General features: G+C 66.6%; 20 protein-coding genes and 1 pseudogene. 11 read left to right on the forward strand and 10 right to left on the reverse strand.

Translation table 11 applies throughout. The features are described from left to right. Positions 1 to 38 precede the first annotated feature (38 nt). Both EJO69_RS08545 and EJO69_RS08550 read right to left on the reverse strand, forming a co-directional pair. The gene (locus EJO69_RS08545) at positions 39 to 2210 is read right to left on the reverse strand and encodes an acyl-CoA dehydrogenase family protein (protein ID WP_126041014.1); all 2172 of its coding nucleotides are present in this window, start codon (positions 2208 to 2210) and stop codon (positions 39 to 41) included. After that, complete coding sequence (locus tag EJO69_RS08550; RefSeq protein WP_164519917.1) at positions 2167 to 2784, reverse strand: TetR/AcrR family transcriptional regulator; 618 nt, start codon at positions 2782 to 2784, stop codon at positions 2167 to 2169. The genes EJO69_RS08545 and EJO69_RS08550 overlap by 44 nt, the downstream gene beginning before the upstream one ends. A gap of 46 nt (positions 2785 to 2830) precedes the next feature. On the opposite strand from EJO69_RS08550, the gene EJO69_RS08555 reads away from it, so the two are divergent. Genes EJO69_RS08555 through EJO69_RS08570 form a run of 4 tightly spaced genes read left to right on the forward strand, consistent with a single transcriptional unit; the run spans position 2831 to position 6905 of the window. Next, complete coding sequence (locus EJO69_RS08555) at positions 2831 to 4123, forward strand: acetyl-CoA C-acetyltransferase (protein ID WP_211331400.1); 1293 nt, start codon at positions 2831 to 2833, stop codon at positions 4121 to 4123. A gap of 9 nt (positions 4124 to 4132) precedes the next feature. After that, positions 4133 to 5470: a 3-oxoacyl-ACP reductase gene (locus EJO69_RS08560; RefSeq protein WP_126041018.1), complete on the forward strand. Its 1338-nt coding sequence runs from the start codon at positions 4133 to 4135 to the stop codon at positions 5468 to 5470. A gap of 2 nt (positions 5471 to 5472) precedes the next feature. Then, positions 5473 to 6339, forward strand: coding sequence for a MaoC/PaaZ C-terminal domain-containing protein (locus EJO69_RS08565; protein ID WP_126041020.1), 867 nt, complete (start codon positions 5473 to 5475; stop codon positions 6337 to 6339). Between the two features lie 47 nt (positions 6340 to 6386). Further along, on the forward strand, positions 6387 to 6905 hold the full coding sequence (locus EJO69_RS08570) for a PepSY domain-containing protein (RefSeq protein ID WP_126041022.1): 519 nt from the start codon (positions 6387 to 6389) through the stop codon (positions 6903 to 6905). A 141-nt stretch (positions 6906 to 7046) separates the two neighbouring features. Here the strand turns inward: EJO69_RS08570 and EJO69_RS08575 are convergent, their stop codons facing one another. Beyond that, positions 7047 to 8159 carry an IS1249 family transposase gene (locus EJO69_RS08575; protein WP_126037883.1) on the reverse strand — a complete coding sequence of 371 codons (1113 nt, stop codon included), beginning with the start codon at positions 8157 to 8159 and terminating at the stop codon, positions 7047 to 7049. Between the two features lie 222 nt (positions 8160 to 8381). Here EJO69_RS08575 and EJO69_RS08580 point away from each other — a divergent pair, with 222 nt between their 5' ends. From EJO69_RS08580 to tgt, 4 genes are all read left to right on the forward strand, one after another. After that, positions 8382 to 9344 (forward strand): IS481 family transposase, encoded by a 963-nt coding sequence (locus EJO69_RS08580; protein ID WP_126037940.1) that lies wholly within the window; start codon positions 8382 to 8384, stop codon positions 9342 to 9344. A 39-nt stretch (positions 9345 to 9383) separates the two neighbouring features. Beyond that, positions 9384 to 9731, forward strand: a complete 348-nt coding sequence (locus EJO69_RS08585) for a winged helix-turn-helix transcriptional regulator (protein ID WP_211331401.1) — start codon at positions 9384 to 9386, stop codon at positions 9729 to 9731. A 107-nt stretch (positions 9732 to 9838) separates the two neighbouring features. Then, the gene (locus tag EJO69_RS08590) at positions 9839 to 10507 is read left to right on the forward strand and encodes a queuosine precursor transporter (RefSeq protein ID WP_126041024.1); all 669 of its coding nucleotides are present in this window, start codon (positions 9839 to 9841) and stop codon (positions 10505 to 10507) included. A gap of 47 nt (positions 10508 to 10554) precedes the next feature. Beyond that, positions 10555 to 11772 carry a tRNA guanosine(34) transglycosylase Tgt gene (gene tgt, locus EJO69_RS08595; protein WP_425454745.1) on the forward strand — a complete coding sequence of 406 codons (1218 nt, stop codon included), beginning with the start codon at positions 10555 to 10557 and terminating at the stop codon, positions 11770 to 11772. A gap of 82 nt (positions 11773 to 11854) precedes the next feature. On the opposite strand, the gene EJO69_RS08600 is transcribed toward tgt, so the two are convergent. Both EJO69_RS08600 and EJO69_RS08605 read right to left on the reverse strand, forming a co-directional pair. Beyond that, positions 11855 to 13240: an FtsX-like permease family protein gene (locus tag EJO69_RS08600; protein ID WP_126041027.1), complete on the reverse strand. Its 1386-nt coding sequence runs from the start codon at positions 13238 to 13240 to the stop codon at positions 11855 to 11857. Beyond that, positions 13237 to 13866, reverse strand: a pseudogene (locus tag EJO69_RS08605) (ABC transporter ATP-binding protein); the annotation flags it as partial. The pseudogene EJO69_RS08605 and the gene EJO69_RS08600, both read right to left, overlap by 4 nt. Before the next feature lie 165 nt (positions 13867 to 14031). Here EJO69_RS08605 and EJO69_RS08610 point away from each other — a divergent pair. Both EJO69_RS08610 and EJO69_RS08615 read left to right on the forward strand, forming a co-directional pair. Beyond that, on the forward strand, positions 14032 to 14847 hold the full coding sequence (locus EJO69_RS08610; RefSeq protein WP_126041031.1) for a sensor histidine kinase: 816 nt from the start codon (positions 14032 to 14034) through the stop codon (positions 14845 to 14847). Further along, a complete protein-coding gene (locus EJO69_RS08615) occupies positions 14838 to 15494 on the forward strand; it encodes a LuxR C-terminal-related transcriptional regulator (RefSeq protein ID WP_126041033.1) in 657 nt (218 codons plus the stop codon). The genes EJO69_RS08610 and EJO69_RS08615 overlap by 10 nt, the downstream gene beginning before the upstream one ends. Before the next feature lies 1 nt (position 15495). Here the strand turns inward: EJO69_RS08615 and EJO69_RS08620 are convergent, their stop codons facing one another. Further along, the gene (locus EJO69_RS08620; protein ID WP_245993599.1) at positions 15496 to 16677 is read right to left on the reverse strand and encodes an alpha-amylase family glycosyl hydrolase; all 1182 of its coding nucleotides are present in this window, start codon (positions 16675 to 16677) and stop codon (positions 15496 to 15498) included. A gap of 116 nt (positions 16678 to 16793) precedes the next feature. Between EJO69_RS08620 and EJO69_RS08625 the strand changes: the two genes are divergently transcribed. Then, positions 16794 to 17360, forward strand: a complete 567-nt coding sequence (locus tag EJO69_RS08625; protein WP_126041036.1) for a hypothetical protein — start codon at positions 16794 to 16796, stop codon at positions 17358 to 17360. A gap of 104 nt (positions 17361 to 17464) precedes the next feature. Here the strand turns inward: EJO69_RS08625 and EJO69_RS08630 are convergent, their stop codons facing one another. The 4 genes from EJO69_RS08630 to EJO69_RS08645 are packed head-to-tail and all read right to left on the reverse strand — an operon-like array spanning position 17465 to position 21079. Continuing rightward, complete coding sequence (locus tag EJO69_RS08630; RefSeq protein ID WP_126041038.1) at positions 17465 to 17965, reverse strand: O-acetyl-ADP-ribose deacetylase; 501 nt, start codon at positions 17963 to 17965, stop codon at positions 17465 to 17467. Positions 17966 to 17985: 20 nt separating this feature from the next. Next, positions 17986 to 19191 carry an APC family permease gene (locus EJO69_RS08635; RefSeq protein ID WP_126041040.1) on the reverse strand — a complete coding sequence of 402 codons (1206 nt, stop codon included), beginning with the start codon at positions 19189 to 19191 and terminating at the stop codon, positions 17986 to 17988. Between the two features lie 31 nt (positions 19192 to 19222). Next, positions 19223 to 20269, reverse strand: a complete 1047-nt coding sequence (locus tag EJO69_RS08640) for an acyltransferase family protein (protein WP_164519919.1) — start codon at positions 20267 to 20269, stop codon at positions 19223 to 19225. 51 nt (positions 20270 to 20320) lie between these two features. Further along, positions 20321 to 21079 (reverse strand): enoyl-CoA hydratase/isomerase family protein, encoded by a 759-nt coding sequence (locus EJO69_RS08645; protein WP_126041044.1) that lies wholly within the window; start codon positions 21077 to 21079, stop codon positions 20321 to 20323. Between the last annotated feature and the right edge of the window lie 19 nt (positions 21080 to 21098).

Consider the following 21098-nt stretch of genomic DNA (forward strand, 5'->3'; position numbering starts at 1 on the left):
CGGAGCGATCGCCGGGGCTGGATACCGGCGATCGCCTCTCAGTCGGCCCTGCTGGCGGCCTTCTCCGCGAGGTCCCTCTTGTAGAGGATCTTCTCGTCGATCGGGGCCTCGTTCGAGGCGCGGTGCCGGCGGTAGTACTCCGCCGCCTGGGCCTGCCGCTCGGCCTCGAGTCCGGACGAGATCGGGGCACGCCAGTGCTCCTGCGTGTATCCGAATGCGGCGACAAGGTCGAGCGCGTGCGGGCGGATCTTCGTCAGCAGCCGGTTGATGTAGTCCCGCAGAGTGCGCGCCCTGCCGAGCGACAGGTGCCCGTTGATGACGTACCAGGAGAGGTTCTCCTCGATCGTGGTCAGCGCGAACAGGTCGCGCAGTCGAACGAGGACGGCCTTCGTCGCATCGTCCCCAATCTTCTCCAGGCCTTGGTTGAACGCGGTGAGGAGGATGAGGTCGACGTGGGCCTTCGCGGCCTCGATGAGCTCGAGCTGGTGGGAGTTGACGAGCGCGGCAGCATCCTCCTTCGGCATGTTCGGGGCCTGGCGGAGGTTGAGGCTGAGCTCCTCGACCATGGATTCGGCCCGGGTCGACAGGAGCTCAAGCTGCAGCTCCGGGTCGCGCAGCGAGGCCGCTGTACGGCGGACGGAACCGAGGTCCGCAGCCGACTGAAGCAGGCGACGCCACGGGGTGTGGCGGGTCGAGAACGCCTCGGCGCGGGAGGCGATGAACTTCGTGACGTCGCCCGCGTCCATCCCCTTGAGCGACTTCGCGTACTCGCCGAGGAGGCGCTTGCCGACCAGCTGGAGGAGCACGTGGTTGTCACCCTCAAAGGTTGCGTACACGTCGAGGTCGTCGTGAAGGCCGACGAGGCGGTTCTCTGCCATGTACCCGGCCCCGCCGCAGGCCTCGCGGGCCGTCTGGATGGTCTCGAGGGCCAGCCATGTGGAGTTGGGCTTGAGCGCCGCCGCCATCGTCTCGAGGTCCTCGCGGTTCTCGTCGGTGTCGCCCTCGCCGCTGAACACCTCGTGGTAGGCGTGCAGCAGATCCTCCTGCGCGAAGGCGGCCGCGTAGGTCCTCGCGAGGAGCGGGAACAGACGGTGCTGGTGGAGCTGGTAGTCGAGCAGGACAACCTCGTTGACGCCCGTGAAGTCCGCGAACTGTCGGCGCTGGCTGCCGTAGGTGATGGCGATGCCGAGGGCGAGCTCGGCGGCGCTGATCGCGGCCCCCGACAGCGAGACGCGGCCCTGGACGAGGGTGGTCAGCATCGTGAAGAAGCGCCGGCCCGGGGAGGGGATGGGGGAGGAGTAGGTGCCGTCGGCCGCGACGTCCCCGTAGCGGTTGAGGAGATTCGTGCGCGGCACACGGACGTGGTCGAATGCGATCCGGCCGTTGTCGATGCCATTGAGGCCGCCCTTCTCCCCGTCGTCCTCGATGGTGATGCCGGGGAGGACCTTCCCGTCCTCCCGGATGGGCACGAAGAAGCAGTGGACGCCGTGGTTGACGCCGCGGGTGATGAGCTGGGCAAAGACGACGGCCGCGTGGCCGTGGAGGGCGGCGTTGCCGAGATACTCCTTCGTCGCGGCGCGGAAGGGCGTCGTGATGACGAACTCCTCCGCCTCCTCGTCGTAGACGGCCGTCGTGCCGACGGCCGACACGTCTGAGCCGTGCCCGATCTCCGTCATGGCGTAGATGCCGGGGATCTCGAGGCTCATCGTCTTCGCCAGCCAGCGGGAGTGGTGCTCCTCGGTGCCGAGATGAAGAATGGCCGAGGCGAACAGTCCGAACTGGACGCCTGCCTTGATCTGGAGGGACGGATCGCTGGCGACGAGCTCCTCGAAGGCTGCGAGATTGCCGCCCGGGTCGTTCATCCCGCCGAGGGACCCGGGCAGCATCTGCGCAGACCAGTTCCGCTTGGCGAGCTCCTTGAGCCTGGCGAGTGTGAGCTCCCTGTGCTCCTCGCGCGGCATATCGATCGGCCGGGCGAATGCCGGGTCGGCCGAGATCTCCCTGCCCCAGGCCCGCATGTGGGCCCAGCGACCGTCGAGGATCTGGGTGAGTCCGGGGACGTCGATGTGGTGGATGTCGTCGACGTGGAGGTGGGATTCGGCGGGGGATGCGTTGACGTGGTCGGCGGCGATCGGTCCGGCCGAGTTGGCCGCGAGGTCTGCGCCGTCAGAGGTCTCCCCGGAGGGTACCGGGGGAATCGTTGTCGTCATGGGGGACTCCCGAAAGGATCGAAGTGAGGATGAAGTCGGTGATCTGTTCTCTGCTCATGGTTCTGTCTGAATCCATCCACGACCGGAAGGCGGCGTTGACGAATCCGATGACTCCGGCAGACCAGGCATCGAGCCGGTCGGCGGGGAGCCTGCCCGCCATCGACTCAGCGACGAGTCGGGCGCAGTCATCGAGGAACTGCGACAGTCCCTCGGAGGGCTGGGTGACGAAGTGGTAGACGTTGACTGAACTGGCTGCCGCGTCGACATACATCCGCACCATCGTGCAGATCGACTCCTCGGGCGTCGACCCGGCCCGAACCCCCGCCTCCAGCCTGTCCCGCATGCGGGACAGGATCGACTCGCCCAATGCCTGCTTGAGCTCGTCCTTGTCCTGGAAATACCGGTAGACGATCGACTTCGACGTGCCGCTGGCGGCGGCGATCGCCGCCATCGTCACATCGGGACCATCCGTGTGGATGAGCCGGCGGGCAACATGGATGAGCTCGGCTCGCCGCTGTTCGCGGTGATCAGCCCAGCGCGTAGTCCGCCTGTCAGTCGAAGTGGTGGGGTTCACAAAACCGACGGTATCAGATACTCTCGGTTCTGCATACCTTGTCATCTTGATCGGAGAACTCGTGAATCATCCTCGCAGAGCGGCCATCCTGGGCGGCAACAGAATCCCCTTCGCGCGCGCAGGCAAAGCCTATCGGAACGTCAGCAACCAGGACATGCTGACCGCCGCCCTGGACGGGCTGGTCGCCCGATTCTCCCTCCAGGGGGAGCTGCTCGGCGATGTCGCCGCCGGCGCAGTGCTCAAGCATGCCAAGGATTTCAACCTCACCCGTGAGGCCGTCCTCGGATCCGCTCTCGACTCGCGCACGCCCGCCATCGACCTGCAGCGCGCCTGCGCGACGGGCCTCGACGGCGTTGCGCTCGTCGCCAACAAGATCGCCCTCGGCCAGATCGAGGTCGGCATCGGCGGCGGAGTCGACTCGACGTCAGACGCACCGATCGAGGTGAGCGGCGATCTGCGCGCCATCCTCCACAGGGCGAACTCGGCGCGCACGACGAAGGACAGGCTCAAGGCGCTCGCGGCGATCCGCCCCAGCCATCTCAAGCCCTCTGCGCCCTCGGCGGCCGAGGTGCGCACGGGCCTCAACATGGGCCAGCACCAGGCCCTGTCGACGGAGCGCTGGAACGTCACCCGCGAGGAGCAGGACGAGATCGCCTTCGAGTCCCACAGGCGGCTCGCCGCGGCCTACGAGAAGGGGTTCTTCGATGACCTCATGACCGGCTACCAGGGCCTCGCGCGTGACGAGAACCTCCGCGAGTCGACCATGGAGAAGCTCGCCTCCCTCAAGCCCGCCTTCGGCGGCCCCGAGGGGACGATGACGGCCGGCAACTCGACACCGCTGTCCGATGGCGCCTCGACCGTCCTCATCGCTTCCGAGGAGTGGGCGGAGAGGCACGGCCACCAGCCCCTCGCCTACATCCGCGATGTCCACACCCGCTCGGTCGACTTCACGTCCGGAGCCGACCTGCTGTCGGCGCCCGCCTACGCCGCGCCGGAGATGCTGGCCCGCAACGGCCTCACACTCGAGGATATGGACTTCGTCGAGATCCACGAGGCCTTCGCCGCCACCGTTGTCATGATCCTCAAGGCCTGGGAGGACGAGGAGTTCGGCAGGAATGAGCTCGGGCTCGAGGGCGCCTTCGGCACCGTCCCGCGGGACCGCCTCAACGTCTACGGATCGTCGCTCGCCGCGGGGCACCCCTTCGCCGCGACGGGCGGACGCATTGTCGCCACCCTCGCGAAGACCCTGTACGAGGCCGGCCCCGGCAAGCTCGGCCTCATCTCGATCTGCGCCGCCGGCGGTCAGGGCACCGTCGCCCTCCTCGAATCGGCTCGATGAAAGGCAATCATGAAGCTCGACTACACGACATTCGTCCGATCCGCCCCCGGCCGGTTCATCGCCGGTAAGACCGGCCTGCCCCAGCCGACCGATCTGCCGCGGTACGAGGACAGGGCAGAGCCGATCCTCGGCCCCGTCCTCGTCCTCGGCACGTCCGATGAGACGGAGAGGATCGCCGAGCAGCTCCTCGCGTGGGATGGGGACGTGCGCAGGCACGGCGACGATCTCGACAGGATCGGCACGATCGTCGTCGTGCTCGACGAGATCGCGACCCCGACAGATACCTCAAGCATCCTCCGCGGCCTGCCCGCCGCGTACAAGAAGATGAGGGTGGGCGGCCGGATCGTCACCATCTCCCGCACGGCCGACAGCCCGGAGCCGGCGGTCAACGCGGCCCGGGCCGGCGTTGAGGGCTTCGTCCGCACCCTCGCGAAGGAGGCCCGGAAAGGGACGACAGCGAACGGCATTGTCGTCGATGACGGCGTCGCTCTCACCGAGTCCTCGGTGATCGGTGCGCTGCGCTTCCTCCTCGCCGCGAAGTCAGCCTTCGTCTCCGGCCAGACGCTGCGCGTCTCGGCCCCGGGAGGCGGCCTTCCTGCCCGGTGGGAGGCCCCTCTCGAGGGCAGGACGGCCCTCGTGACCGGTGCCGCGCGCGGGATCGGCGCATCGATCGCGCGCACACTCGTTCGCGACGGCGCGAAGGTCATCATCCTCGATGTGCCGGCCGCCGGCAGTGCGCTCGCGGACCTGGCGAACGAGATCGGTGCAATCCCGATCCAGATGGACATCACGGCCGCCGATGCCGGTCGTCGCATCGTCGACGAGCTGACGAAGAGGGACCTCGTCCTTCACGTCCTCGTCCACAACGCCGGCATCACCCGCGACAAGTACTACGTCAATATGGATGAGGAGCGCTGGAACTCCGTCATCGACGTCAACATCGCGGCACAGCTCCGCATCAACGACACCCTGCTCGATTCGGACCGAGTGGGCGAGGAGTTCAGACTCGTGTCGCTCGCCTCGACCTCGGGGATTGCGGGCAACGCGGGTCAGGCGAACTATGCCTACTCGAAGTCCGCCGTCATGGGCATGGTCGCCGCCCTCGCCCCGATCCTCGCGGAGCGCGGCGGCACCGCCAATGCTGTCGCCCCCGGCTTCATCGAGACGGACATGACGCACAGGATCCCGCCCGTGCAGCGGGAGATCTTCCGTCGGTCCAACTCGCTCAAGCAGGGCGGTCTGCCGGTCGACGTCGCCGAGACCGTCTCGTTCCTGTCCAGCCTTCCCGCCGGTGGCTGCCTCGGCCAGACGCTGCGCGTGTGCGGTCAGAATCTCGTGGGACGGTGACCATGATCAACCACGATGAGCTGCCGTCCTTCGGCAGGACCTTCGGAGCGGCCGCACTTCAAGCGGCGAGAATGAAGGTGCGCCCGAGCAGGTCAGGAGAGCTTCCCGGTACCGAGGCCCGTGCGGTCGTGGCCGCGGATGCGGCGACGCATGCCGACTTCGTCCACCTTGTGGGCGACACGGTGACGGACCACCTCCACCCGGGCTACGTCCACGTCCTCGGATTCCCGCTCACCATGTCGCTTCTCGTGCAGAAGGACTTCCCGCTGCCGCTGCTCGGCATGATCCATTTGACGAACCACGTCACCCAGACCCGCGGCATCGAGCTCGGCGAGGAGATGGAGATGATCGCCTCGATCGGGAACCCGAAGCCGCACTATGCGGGCACCGTCCTCGAGTCCGTCATCCGCGTCCTCGTCGGCGGCGAGGAGGTGCTGGTCGACACGGCCGGCTACCTCGTCCGCGGGTCGGACCTCGGCGGACCGCGCCCCGAGCGGCCTGAGCGCGAGGAGTTCGTTCCCGGGCCCGCCACGGCCCAGTGGCGTCTCGGTGCGGACGCCGGCCGGCGCTACGCGAAGGTTTCGGGCGACGCGAATCCGATTCACCTGACGAAGCTCACCGCCAAGCCCTTCGGCTTCCCCCGGCCCATCGTCCACGGGATGTATTCCGCCTCGCGGGCCTACTCCGCGACCGGTATCGGCAATGACGGTCCGCGCGAGTGGTTCGTTGAGTTCGAGGCCCCGGTGTCGCTGCCCGGCACCGTCCAGTTCGCCGCGGAGCGGTCGAACGGGCGGATCGAGTACGCGGGGTGGCGGGCGGCTCGAGGTGAGAAGCCCGCGCGGCGCCACTTCACCGGTTATGTCGAGTGACAAGGATTCGGGAGGGATTCCGGCAATTATCAGTCAACTCTGATTAGATGAACGGTATGTGGAAGAGGTGGGCTGCGGCAGCGCTGGTGCTGTCGGTCGCGGGCTGTGCGACTACAGACGACCCGTATATTCCCCCCTCCGCCACCGCCGAAATCGACACCTCGCCCGGTCCTGCGAACACAGAGATCTTCTCGGTGATCGAGCGGGCCGAGTCCGTGGTCGACGGGAGCGCGGTCGGCGTCGAGGCTCGGCTCGACGCCTATACGGTCAAGGTCCTCACCGATGGGCGCCTCGCCGAGGTCACGGTCGTCGGCACGGGGATCATCATCAACAGGCTCGGGGATGCCGACGATGATGTGGAGGCGTTCGTTGAATCGACCGTTGTCACCCTCGCGGATGCGATCGACGCGGCGGCGAACGCCTACCCCGGGAGGGTCATCTCGGCCCAGGTCGACCTCGACGGGGGCCCGAGTTTCGTCGTGACGATCGAGGCCGACGGAGATACGGTGCCGGTCACCGTGGACGGCTCGAGCGCCGAGGTGAGCATCCCGTCCGAATCGTCGTGATTATCCTAATATTTGGGACAGATTCAAGACACTAGTTGTAGTTCCTCGGGAGGTTGTGAACGCTCGAGTTAGATGAAGACCTCCGGCAGGATGTGGGCTTATAGGACATAACGTGTTGCTGGTGGGGTTGGAGGTTCGGGGTCAGTAGTCCTGTTGGAAGGGGCTGCTGTGGTGGAGGTCGGTCCAGTTGACGGCAGTGCCCCACCGGTTGATCTCGTGTTGGGCATGGGCTCGGTGATCTGCGGCGGTGAACAGCGCAGTGATCTGCTGATCGGTTGGCGTGGCGGTAAGGATCTGCGCTGGCGTCAAGGGATATTCGGTGCGTGCGTACAGCCACCAGCACACGGACTTGATCTGGTGGGTCAGTCCCATTCCGCGGTGGTGGCGCAGCAGGTCACGGATACGACTGTTGAGCCCTTCGATCCGATTCGTCGTCGCGGGCACATCCAGGCCCGCGAGGTCCTCGCGCAGGTAGGTGAACAGGGTGCCACGCCGGGCGAGAGTGTTCAGCGAGTTCTTCGCTCGCACGAGCCGGTCATGGGTGTTGACATAGCTGCCGTCGGGCAGACGCGTCTTCTGCGCGAGGAAGCCCTTCCACCGGGCGTTCCACGCCGTGAGCTCGACCAGCCAGGCCAGGGATTCCTCGCGGGTGCGGATCGCCAACAGGCCCCTGGCGAGCTCATAGAGCTCCACTCCGGCCTGGGTACGCGGCCGGCTGGTGGTGTAGCGCTTGACCACGCTGAACGCGTGGAACGTGCAGCGCTGAACGTGGGTGGTGGGCCACTGCTGGGCAAGGGCCGAGACAATGCCGCTGCCCCCGTCGCACACGACCACATCAGGGGCGGCAATCCGGGAGAACAGTGCCGCCCACGCGTCCGTGCGCTCGGTGCGGGCCACGTACCAGCCCACTACGTGCGTGGGCGTGCACGCGATCAGGATCGCGGCCCGCCGGTGCAGATAGATCGCGTCCACGAACACGACCGGGTGAACCTCGTCCACCAGTGGCGATAACGGCCACAGGCTCCAGAACGGGGCGAATCGTCGTCGGGCCTGCCGTCCACCTCCGGGCAGGTCGAGGTAGGTGCCCGTGCCGGTGACAAACCTCAAGAACGCAGCGAAATCACGGGCCCGCGTGTCGAGTCGTCTTGTGCCTGTGGCCGAGCAGGCCTTGCATCGGAAACGTTGTCGGCCTGAGGCGGTTTTGCCGTGACGGATCATGACCCGGCCGCACAAGCCGCATGAAGGATTGCCCATCCCTCAATTCAAACCGACTCCGACACCGACCTTTCCGCATCACACCAGGCAAAAATGGGTCTTCCAGCAACACGAAATGTCCAACCAAGAACTCAGGCCAAACCGACTCCGAGCACCGAAAACCGCGCCACCACAACGAAAAACCCGGATCCCAGCAACACGAAATGTCCTATAAGCCAGGATGTGGGTTACCACACTCGCATCCAGTAACCGGAGGTCTTCATGTCCCACGCTAACGCACCATTGACCCCTGTGGGCAGGCAGCGCCTGGCTTCTCTGATCGTCGATCAGGGATGGTCGATCCGACGCGCAGCGGAGCGATTCCAGGTCTCACCTGCCACCGCATCGAAATGGGCGTCCCGATACCGCGCGGGTGAACCTCTCGTGGATCGTTCCTCGCGCCCGCATCACTCACCCATGAGGCTTGCGGAGCGGCGCGAGCACCGCATCATCAGCCTGCGGTTCACCCGCCGGTGGGGACCGCACCGGATCAGCTACCACCTGGGCATCCCGCGGTCCACGGTCGAACGCGTCCTTGCCCGGTACCGGATGCCTCTGCTGGCACATCTGGATCAAGCAACCGGGCTGCCCGTCCGTAAGCCTCGCCCTGTGCGCTACGAGAAACAGCGTCCGGGCGAGCTTGTGCATGTCGACATCAAGAAGCTCGGCCGTATCCCTGACGGTGGTGGACATCGCATGCTCGGACGCGCCAACGGCAAGCGTAACCGTCGCCATGGCGTCGGGTACGCGTTTCTGCATCACGCGGTCGATGACTACTCGCGTCTGGCCTACTCCGAGATCCTTGCCGACGAGAAGAAAGAAACAGCCGCCGCGTTCTGGCACCGAGCGCGCATGTTCTTCGCCCAGGCCGGAGTGACCGTTGCGGCGGTGATGACCGATAACGGGTCTTGTTACCGCTCTCGAACGTTCGCAGCCGCGCTCGGACCTGATGTGAAACATCGTCGAACTCGTCCGTATCGGCCCCAGACCAACGGGAAAGTTGAACGTTTCAACCGCACCCTCGCCACCGAGTGGGCCTACGCCCAGATGTACGAAAGCGACGGAGCCAGGGCCGCAACGTACAGCACCTGGCTCCACCACTACAATCATCACCGACCCCACACCGGAATCGGAGGACAGACTCCCTCAGACCGTGTTCACAACCTCACTGGGAACTACAACTAGTCCCAATGTCACGCGTTCTCCCGTGCCTAGGCTTGTGCCATGGAGACACGGGATGGTCGTGAGAAGGGGGGCATGGACATCCCCCTGGAGAAATGCAGGAAGCTCGAGGAGATCCACTTCATCCTCGGCAAGCGCTGGATGGGGCCGATCGTCGATACCCTCCGGCAGCGGCCCGCCCACTTCAACGAGCTCTCCCGGGTCCTCGACGTCTCGCGCCGCATGCTCTCCGCTCGCCTTAAGGAGCTCGTCGCCATCGGCGTCGTCGAACGCACGGAGGAGAACGGGACGATCACGTACGCCCTCACGCCCTCGGGTGAGGAGCTCGGTCCCTCCCTCGACATCATGAGGGAATGGGCGATCCGTCACCTGGATCGCATGGAGTCGTAGTCCGCTACACTATCTGTCGGAGCGGAGCGATCCGCTCCACGCGCGATGCGCGGATCTCGGTGGTGGCAGCGCCGGATCATTTCTGCAATCGTCTTCCAGAGGTGTTCATGTCTGCCCGTTTCGCCCCCGTCCGCCGGAGCCACTACGACCTCATCGTCGTCCTCTTCGTTTCGTTCCTCCTCCTGTCGAACATCGCCGCGACGAAGCTCATCGAGATCGATGTCCTCGAATGGAGCCTTGTCTTCGACGGCGGCGCGATTCTCTTCCCGCTCACCTACATCCTCGGCGACGTCATCTCCGAGGTGTACGGGTTCAAGCCGGCGAGGCGGGCGATCCTGCTCGGTATGGCAGTCTCCATCCTCGCCTCCGCCGTCTTCTACCTCGTCCAGATCGCACCCCCCGCAGCCGATTATGAGAACCAGGCGGCGTTCGAGGCCGTACTCGGCTTCGTGCCCCGGATCGTCGCCGCCTCGGTCATCGCCTACGCCGTCGGCCAGCTCATCAACGCCTGGGTGCTCGTCAAGATCAAGGAGCGCTACGGCGAGGGGAACCTCTGGGTGCGCCTCCTCGGATCGACCGTGGCCGGCACCGCCGCAGACACGGCGATCTTCTGCACCGTCGCGTGGGCCGGTGTCATGCCGGTCGGCACGATCCTCAACCTCATGATCGTCGGCTACGTCTACAAGGTCGCCGTCGAATTCGTCCTGCTGCCGCTCACCTACCGTGTCGTCGCCCTCGTCAAACAGAACGAACCCGCCTACCAGGAGATCGCGTGACCTTCACTGTCGGAGCCCGCTTGGACGGCCTCGGCCGCACCGGGACCATGACCACCCCGCACGGCACCGTTGAGACCCCTGCCTTCATCCCCGTCGGCACGAAGGCGACCGTCAAGGCCGTCCTGCCCGAGACGGTCAAGGATCTCGGGGCTCAGGCCGTGCTCGCCAACGCCTACCACCTGTTCCTCCAGCCCGGCTCCGACATCGTCGACGCCGCGGGTGGCCTGGGCCGGTTCATGAACTGGCCCGGCCCGACCTTCACGGACTCGGGCGGATTCCAGGTCATGAGCCTCGGCACCGGGTACCAGAAGGTCCTGTCGGAGCAGTTCGCCGGGACGGGGCAGAAGGGCCGGGACGGGTCCGACCTCGAGGTCGCGGAGAACAAGATCCGCCGTGCCCACGTCGACGATGATGGCGTGACGTTCCGCTCCCACCTCGACGGGACGAAGCACCGCTTCACCGCCGAGGTGTCGATGAGGATCCAGCACGAACTCGGAGCCGACATCATCTTCGCCTTCGACGAGCTCACCACTCTGCTCAACTCGCGCGCCTACCAGGTCGAGGCGCTCGAGCGGACGCGGCTGTGGGCGGAGCGCTGCCTCATTGCCCATCGGCAGCTGACCGAGGAGCGGGCCGACAAGCCCTATCAGCAGCTCTTCGGTGTCATCCAGGGCGCTCAATACGAGGACCTCCGCAGGCAGGCCGCACGGGACCTCGGCTCGATGGAGATCGATGGGCAGTCCTTCGACGGCTTCGGCATCGGCGGAGCCCTCGAGAAGGAAAACCTCGGCACGATCGTCGGATGGGTGAGCGAGGAGCTGCCCGAGAATAGGGCCCGCCACCTGCTCGGCATCTCCGAGCCGGATGATCTGTTCGCCGCAGTTGAGGCGGGGGCCGACACCTTCGACTGCGTCAACCCGTCCCGCGTGGCCCGCAACGCCGCCATCTACTCACCCGACGGCCGGTTCAACATCACCCGCTCCGAGTTCAGGCGGAACTTCACGCCGCTCGTCGAGGGCTGCGGCTGCTACACGTGCACGCACTACACGAAGGCCTACCTCCACCACACGTTCAAGGCGAAGGAGATGATCTCCTCGACCCTCGCCACGATCCACAACGAGTACTACACGGTCCAGCTGGTTGACTCGATCCGCCGATCGATCATCGACGGCTCCTTCGACGAGCTCAAAGAAGAGACCCTCGGCAGGTTCTACGCGAGGACCGCGACGAGGGGTGTCCGCTCTGTCGCGGGCACCCCTCGCTGATCTTGATCCGATCCCGATCAGTTTCCCAACGGATCCCGATCGGATACTCACCGGACGTCCCAACGGTCGATGCGCTGATTGTTCAGTCGTTGCGCCGGTAGTCCGAGGTGAGGATCTTCGTCTCGATCGGCTGTGAGGCGCTCGCCGCGGCGAGGCACAGGACGAAGCCGGCGGCGATGGCGCCGACGAGTGTCGGAATCCCGCTCATCTCCATACTGAAGTCCGGGGTGTTCGCGACCATGGCATAGAGAGTAAGGAAGCCGAGGGGGATGACGATCCCGAGGGTGACGATGAGGGGGAGGAGCACCTGCCGGTGACGGGCGCGGTTGAGCACCCTGCGCGGGGTCCCCATTCTCGTGAGGGCGACGGTCTGGTCCGCTCGGTCGACCGTGAACGACGCCTGGTTGATGAGGGTCGAGGTGGCGGCGACGATGAGACCGATGAGGAGCGTGATCGTGGCTCCCGTGCCCACGTCCGTGATCTGCAGGTTGTAGATCGGATCATCGGGAACCTTCGGCATCCCCGAGACAAACGCGGCGATGAAGCCGATGAAGGCGAGCGCGGAGATATTGCGCCATGCCTCGCGCGGCTGCGCGACCAGTCTCCTCGTGGCCAGTAGCGTCGACGGGCTCGACGTACGGGTGAAGGGCCGTGCGACGAGCTGGATGATCCAGGGGCCGATGAGGTTGACGGTGAAGAGGATGAGGAGAAGCATGCCGGAGATCGCCGCGATGAGAAGAGCATCGGATTCTCGGAGGTTGAATGTGCGAGAGGCGACGATGAAGACCGCGACGGCACCGATGAAGGCGATGACCCGCCAGAACTGCAGCGCCTTGGGCGTCTCCCGGCGGGCGACTCCGAGGGGGCTGATGACGACCTGCTGAAGCCCGATCGCGGTCGACAGGGCGGACAGAAGGACGATGAAGACCATGACCGCGGCAATGACCCACCAGGGGGCGATCATCTCCGACGTCGCAATCGGCTCGTTATGGAAGGACACGAACTGCCACAGCGGCAGGCTGGAGAGGTAGAGCACCGCGCCCAGTGCTGCGCCGGCGAGCGTGAGAACAACCGATTCGATGACGGACATGAGGACGACCTCGCCGCCGGTCATGCCGATGAGGCGGAGGGAGGCGAGCCGGCGTGCTCGGCCGGACGCGCCGAGGCGGGCCGCGCCCCCGCCCAGGCCGAAGATCGGCACGACGAGGATCGCGCAGGCCGTTGCGGCCAGGAACACGTAGGTCTGGGCGAATTCCTCAGCACTCCAGTAGCTGTACCTGTTGTCGCTCGTCATATCAAAGAGCGCCTGCGGCGGGCTGTCGAACCGGTCGACGAACATGCTCGTGCCGCCGGCCACCGTGAGAGCAAGCATCGTTGTCACCGCGAAGGCGGTGATGGCGAGCAGGTCGAGGCCCGAACTGTTGGTCTTGATCCGTGAGAGCGCGAGGCGCGTGGAGAGCGCGATCATCGGCCGACACCCAGCTTCCGATCGTCGTGGACGACCGCATCCCTGATCTCGACCAGCCGGTTGCACCACTTCGCGACCTCCATGTCGTGCGTGACGACGATGAGCGTCGCGCCCGACATCTGGCAGACCGTCGTGAGGATCTGCATGACCTCATGCCCGGTCGCCTGATCGAGAGCGCCGGTCGGCTCGTCCGCGAAGACGACGGCGGGCCGGTGGACGAGGGAGCGGGCGATGGCGACGCGCTGCGCCTGACCGCCCGACATCTCGCCCGGCTTCCTTGACTCCATTCCCGACAGGCCGAGCCGCTCGAGCCACCGGGAGGCCTCACGGAGCGCCTTCGACCGCTTCCAGCCGGCCAGGAGGAGGGGGAAGGCCACGTTCTCCGCCGCGCTCAGCTCGTCGACGAGCTGACCGTCCTGGAAGACGAAGCCGAAGCGCTCCCTGCGCAGGCGGGACCTCTCGTGGTCCCGCAGGCCTGTCACGTCCGTATCGCCCAACCACACGGTGCCGGAGTCGGGGCGCAGGATCCCGGAGAGCACGTGGAGGAGGGTCGACTTGCCGGAGCCGGAGGGGCCCATGATGGCGAGAGACTCACCCGGCTCGACCGTGAGCGATACTTCGGCGAGCGCGCTCACCGGACCGTATGTCTTGACGAGGTTCGTTGACCTCAGCGTTTCTTTCATAGCCACAATTCCACCCGTCCTCCGCCCTGCGCACCATCCACCTGTGTACCGAACCGGAGTGGACTCAGCTCTACTCCCGTCGAGAGCGAACCCCACTAGGATAGGGCCATGCGCGCCAGCCCACTCAACCTTGCCATCGCCCTCGGCGTGCTCGGCATCATCGCGGCCCAGCTCCTGCTCGGCCACCCCTATGCAGGGCTCTTCACGGCCTTCGCCGTCGTCCTCACCCTCGGACTGCAGCGTCGCCCGCCCGCTGAGCAGGCGGGGACGGTCGACAACCCTGCCGAGCTGAGGCGCTCGCGGAGGGAGATTGTCGGCGCCTTCGAGATCGAGCGCCGCCGCATCGAGCGCGACCTCCACGACGGGGCGCAGCAGTATCTCGTGGCGGCGACGATGAAGATGGGAGAGGTATCTCTTGGGCTCGACCCGGACAGCCCCGAGGGACGGCTGTTGAGCGCGGCGCAGGAGGATGCGGGGCGGGCTATGAAGGCGCTCCGGGAGACCGTCCACGGCATCCACCCCCAGGTGCTGACCGACATGGGCCTCGAGGCGGCGGTGCGGGACCTCGCCGACCGCTTCGACGGGGTCGAGGTCCGCTGCCCCCATCCGCTGCCGTCACTCCCCTCCGGCATCACCGCCTCCGGCTACTTCTTCGTCTCCGAGGCGCTGACGAATGCGGCGAAGTACGGCGGGCCCGCCGTTGTGCTTCTCGCCGCCGACAGCTCCCTCCACATCACCGTCACCGACCGGGGCCCCGGCGGTGCCGTCATCCGGCCCGGCCACGGACTGTCCGGCATGAGGGAACGGCTGGCCGCCTTCGGCGGAAGCCTCGAGGTGTCGAGCCCGCAGGGCGGGCCGACAGAGGTGCGGGCACGGATGCCGCTCCTGCTCAACGTCGGAGAATCGGGGTATGTATGCGACTGATCATCGCCGACGATTCGGCGCTCCTGCGGGAGGGTCTCATCGGCCTCATCGAGCGGCAGGGCCACGAGGTGCTCGCCGCCGCGGAGGACGCGCCCGGCCTCATTCACGCCGTCCAGAGCGCGGTCGCGGCTGGAGATTCTCCCGACGCCGTCATCGCCGATGTCCGGATGCCGCCGGGGATGGCGACGGACGGGCTCGATGCGGCCGTCAGGCTCCGCGAGGACCACCCCGATCTCGGCATCATGATCCTCTCTCAGTACGTCGCACCGGCGTACGCCTCCCGTTTCCTCAATGGATCAGGCGGCGGGTTCGGGTACCTGCTCAAGGATCGGGTGGCGAAGGTGGGGGACTTCCTCCGGTCGCTCTCGGTCGTCGCCTCGGGCGGGATCGTCATCGACCCGGAGGTCGCCACGCAGCTCGCCCGAGCGAGGTCGGGTCCGCTCGACTCGCTGACCCCGCGGGAGCGGGAGGTTCTCGCGCTCATGGCGGAGGGTCTGTCCAATACCCAGATCTCGGAGAAGCTCCACCTGTCGGCCGGCGCGGTCTCGAAGTACGTCGCCGCCGTGTTCCTCAAGCTGGGGCTGCCGGTCGGCGAGGAGAACCGCCGCGTCCGCGCCGTCCTCGCCTACCTCACCGCGAGCAGGTGAGTCAGCCGTCGATCTCCGGCAGGCGCCAGATGATCTGATCGTCAAGGCTGACGACGGCCGAGTCGGCGGTCAGGTCCAGATCGACGGTCATCTCCCGCCCTTCTCCGTGGACCCGGTACGTCATCGTCGTATTGCTGAGGTCGGCCGTCTCCACCTGAGCATTCTGCAGCCAGGTGTGCTCCCTGCGGAGGTTCGCGCCCCAGCGGTAGATGGTGAGGATCTGCTCCGAGGCCGGATCGATGGCATCGGCGGGACTCGGGGGGAGCGGGGGTCGCAGCGGATCGTCGGCCGCGAAGCCCTCGGCCTTCGTGCCCAGCCACCCGAACTCGTCGCCCGCGTAGATCGAGGGGATGCCGGGCAGAGTGAAGAGGAGCACCGCTGCCATGGCGGCCCGCCGCTGGCCGAGCGTCGATGCGATCCGCTCGACGTCATGGTTGCCGATGAACGTGTTCGGCGTGAAGGACTCGAGCAGCTGGGCGTGGCGCTGCAGCGTCCAATCGAGCTCGAAGAGGTTCTCATCCGTCAGGCTCGACCAGATGGCCTTCCACAGCTCATATTGAGTGATGGAGTCGAGGCGGTCGATCCCCGTGAAGCTCGGGTAGTCGCCGTGGATGACCTCACCGAGGAACCAGGCGTCGGGGAAGGCCTTCTTGACCGGGGGAAGGATCCGCTCCCAGACGGAGGGCTCCATCCGGTACGCGGCGTCCATCCGCCATCCCGCTGCGCCCCGCTCGAGCCAGTGGGTGAGGGTGTCGGTGATGTAGTCGATGACGACGGGGTCCGAGTGGTCGAGCTCGAGCAGGCCGCCATGCCCCTCGAACAGCCTCGGCGACCCATCCTCATTCCGCGCCACGTGATCCTCGAGGGGGTGGCCCTGCGCAATATGGTTGAAGACGCCGTCGAGGATGATGCCCAGGCCGAGCTCACCGGCGGCCGCGACGAGGTCATCGAAGTCGGCCTCGGTGCCGAGCCGGGGATCGATGGCCCGATGGTCGAGCGTGTCGTAGCCGTGGCTGCTTGATGCGAAGATCGGGCCGAGAAGAAGGCTGTCGGCCAGCCCGGCCGCGTGGCCGAGCCACGGCAGGAGCCGGCGGAGCCGATGCTCATCGGCCCCCGCCTCCGACCAGTCGCGAATCGGTGCACCGGTCGCACCGAGGGGATAGACCTGCCAGATAGTGTTCACACCTCCCATCTTCACCCATTCGACATCAACCGCAAAGAAGCGACAGGCGCCTTGTGGCGCCGAGGAACTCGTGCTCTAGACTGTGCGCGGAAGTGATGTTGATAGAGGACAGGCTGGTGAGCGTCGTGAAGTCGAGTAGGGCCCAAGCGGCGGCAGCCGCGTGTCTCCTCGCGGTCTCCGCGTGCAGCGCGGTGGAGACGGACCGGGCGGAGGGATCCGTCACGAGGAGCGTGGCGACCGAGGAGCAGGATCAGGCGCAGGTGGCGGAATCTGCCGGCGTCACGCACACCGTGCAGGTCACAGTCCCCGACGATTGGTATGAGATTGAGCCGAAGGAGGGCTTCGAGTACCAGTACCTCTGGGAGGGGAACGACTGGGACGACATCCTGGCGCAGACATTCGCCGCGGAGTCCTTCACCTTCAGCCCGGACTTCTTCGTCGGCCTCCTCAGGCCCAGCTTCGGCGACCAGGCCACCATTGAGGTGCGTGAGGATGTCGCTGACATCAGCGGCTACCCCGCCATCACCATCGACATCGTCTACGACTCAGGCTCATTCACCTCGTTCACCTACGTCGACGTCGACGGGCGGCTATGGGAGTTCACCGTCAACGCGCTCACCCCCGAGGGATTGCGCCGCGGCGAGGAGATCAACGCGACCGCAGAGTTCTCGACCGGCACCTGACGCCCACCGGGGTGCGAGACCCCGCATCAATCGCAGACCCCGCGCCAGCCCCAGACCCCGCGTCAATCCAGGCCTGAAGGTGCGCGACACAGGCGTTGCTCCAGTCAGAGGGCGTCCCGCCACACCGCCAGCGCATCCTCCGAGAAGAGGACGACCCTGGCCAGGGGGATCGGCCCCGCATAGGACGACAGGGCGTCGAGGCCGATGCGGGCGACGTCCGCCATCGTCCACCCGTACACTCCGGCCGAAATGGCGGGGAAGGCAATCGATTGGGCGCCGAGGATCTCGGCGGCGCGCAGGCTCTCGGCGAAGCACGACCGGAGTAGAGCGGGATCGGTCTCGCCCGCGCCCCTGTTCGGGCCGACCGTATGGATGATCCACCGTGCCGGCATGCGAAAGGCCGGTGTCGCCACGGCTCTGCCGACCGGCAGGCCATCAACCCACAGCTCCCGCAGCCCGCGGCAGGCGGCGAGCAGTTCTGGGCCTGCGGCCCGGTGGATCGCGCCATCGACCCCGCCGCCGCCCAGGAGCGACGAGTTCGCGGCATTGACGACCGCGTCAACATGCTCGGTGGTGATGTCCCCAGAGACCAGTTCAATCTTCATGGGGTCACCCTAGCGGCTGGCTACAGGCGCTGGAATGCGGGGCGCAGGATGAGCCCCGCTGTGAGGACCCCGGCGCCGGCGATGACCGACCCGGCGGGCAGGGAGAGGGCGACCGCGAGGCAGCCGACGAGGCCGAGTGCCTGCAGCCATCTCGGGTAGCGCCGGTAGTCGGTCTGCGTCCACGCGCTGAGGTTGGCGACCGCGTAGTAGAGGAGCACCCCGAAGGAGGAGAAGCCGATCGCGCCCTCGAGGGGAACGAAGAGGACGAGGAGGACGGTGACGATGAGGAGGAGCAGCTCGATCCGGTGGGGCACGCCGCGGGGATGGACGGCGGCGAGTCCGCCCGGCAGGTCCCCCTCCCGTGCCATCGCCAGCCCCGTCCGTCCGATGCCGGCCATGAGCCCCAGGAGCGAGCCGCTGCAGGCGGCCGCCACTCCCGCGGTGAGGATGACCTGGACTGCCGGGCTGTCGCTCAGGTCGGCGAGCGGGTGTGTAGAGCCGGCAAGCGCGTCGATTCCGAGGAGCGTGACGAGGCTGAAGGCGACGAGTGCATAAAGGGCGAGGACGAAGCCGAGCGCGGTCATGATCGCACGGGGGATCGACCGCTCGGGGTCCTTCACCTCTTCACCGAGCGTCGCGATCCTCGCGTAGCCCGCGAACGCGAAGAACAGCAGGCCCGCGCCCTGGAGGACCCCGAGGGCGGAGGAATCGACCGGCGCGCTCGCGACCGCGGTCCGCTCGCTCCAGCCGGCGCCGAGGACGACCGCGAGCGAGGTGAGGGTGATGACGAGGATGACGGCTGTGGCTCCCGCGGTGCGGGTGATGCCGGCGTGGTTGATGCCGGCGACAACGAGGAGGATGAGTGCGGCCGCGATCTCGCGATGGTCGGGGGCGACATAGTGACCGAAGGTCAGCGCCATCGCCGCCACCGATGCGGTCTTTCCAATGAGGAATGACCACCCGGCCGCGTACCCCCACCAGGGGCCGAGCCTCTCCCGCCCGAACACGTACGTCCCTCCCGACGTCGGATATTGGGCGGCGAGCTGGGCCGATGACGTCGCGTTGCAGAAGGCGATGATGGCGGCGATGACAAGAGAGAGATAGAGGAGGCCGCCCGCGGCTGCGGCCGCTGGGCCGAATGAGGCGAAGAGCCCTGCCCCGATCATGGATCCGATGCCGATGACAGTGGCGCCGCCGAGCGAGAGTCGGCGCTTCAGTTCACTCATAGGACCAAAGTACCGACTTTCCGACCGTGAGTCAGATTGCGGCTGCCTTCTTGCGCCGCGGCCACGGCAGCTCGAAGAAGAGCCACTTGATGGGCGGCACGAGGTTTGCGAGGTGAACGGTGAGGGCGGGAATGATGAGGCCGATCGCCATCATGAGCAGGAAATGACCGGCCGCGCCGATGTCGAGATGGCTGCTGATCGACCACGAGTAGATGAGGAAGAGGTGGAAGTGCATGACATAGAAGTACAGCGAGTTCCTGCCGATGAACTCGAGCGGCTTCGTCCATGCGGACGACGTGATCGATGGCGCGAAGGCGAGGACGAGACCGATGAAGGCGAGAGGGCCCCAGATGAACTCGAGCCGGTAGCGCACCGGGGTTCCCGAGACGTAGAGGTAGGCCGTGACGACGAACATGGCGAGCAGGGTAAGGGCGATGAGCGGCCGACGGCAGACGCGCGTGATGGCCTCCCGGTGCTTCATCGCGACCGCGCCGAGGAAGAAGTACGTCATGAGGTTCGCGAAGCGCAGCTCGGTCGTGCCCGTGTCGACATCGGCGATGAGCTGGGCGGCGCTGATGCCGACACCGAGCGCGGCGCCCGACCACAGCGGCAGGCGGAGCCACGCGAGGGCCTGGGCGATGAGGTAGTAGAAGAACAGGTTCCGCAGATACCAGAGGGCCGTCTGATTGGGGTCCTCCGGCCAGAGGATGTTCATCGGGATGACGGACAGGGACTGGTCCCGGTAGATCCACAGGATGACGAAGAAGAGGGCGATCCACACCGCGTAGGGCCACGCGAGCTTGGTGAACTTGCCGGGCAGGAAGCTCCGCCAGCCCTTCGCGAGCGAGCGCGGCACAAGCATGCCCGAGAGGAACATGAGGAGCGGCATGCGGATGAGGACGAGCACCTGGTTGGAGACGAGCATCCAGTCCGAACTGGCGAACACAGTCTCAACCCGGCCAACGGCCTCCGTGTGGCCGTAGATGACCGCAATGATGGCGAGGCCGCGCACCACATCCATCCAGATCGCGCGCGACCGGACCGCCGCTTGAGGGCGGGCTGGCTGAGTAGTCGTCACGGGGACGAGGCTACCAGCGCGCATCCCCGCTGGGACATGCATGAGAGACGGTTAACTGGCGCGGGCCTTCTTCATCTTCCGGACCGCCTTCTCGAGCTTGAGCTGCGTGCGGGGATCAGAGATCACGCGCGCGAAGTGGGTGGCCTCGAGATCGAGAACGTCGGAGATGTCGACCCCGCGGCCCTTCCGATTCGGCGGCGGGAGCTCCTTGAGGGCACGCTTGACGCCCTTGCGGTCGGTGCGGTCGATGACAGCATCGATGAGCCCGTACTCGAGCGCCTTCGTCACGCCCAGCAGCTCCGAGGACTGCATGAGCTCATCGGCGAGCTCCGTGCCGATCTGGCGCCGGAGCAGCTCGTGCGTACCGAAGTCGGAGGGGAGGCCGAGCTTCGAGTACGCGGTGATGAAGCGGGACCGGTGGGTGGCGAGGCGATAGTCGCAGGCGAGGGCGATCCCGAGGCCCGCCCCGGCGCAGGAGCCGTCGATGAGCGCGACCGTAGTCGAGGAGGAGAAGAGGAGATCCTCGATGACATTCCCGCCGCGGCGGACAATATCCTCCACGCCCTTGGCATCGTCCTGAGCCTGCTCGGCGAGCGCCGCGACAGTCGACAGGCCGCCACCCGAGGAGAAGCTGCCGTTCCTTCCCGTGAGGACGATGATTCCGTTGGGGGCATTCTCGATCGCCTGTGTCAGCGCACCGACCAGCGGCAGATCCATGGCATTCTTCGTCGCGGGATCATCCATCGTGATCCAGAACTGGTCTTTGTCCTGGACGGCGGTGACCCGAGGATCGCTCAGCGGGGTTTTCACACAGCCCACAATAGCCCGT

Origin of the sequence: Flaviflexus salsibiostraticola (genome assembly GCF_003952265.1) — a bacterium.
In the GTDB taxonomy this organism is placed as follows: Bacteria; Actinomycetota; Actinomycetes; order Actinomycetales; family Actinomycetaceae; genus Flaviflexus; species Flaviflexus salsibiostraticola.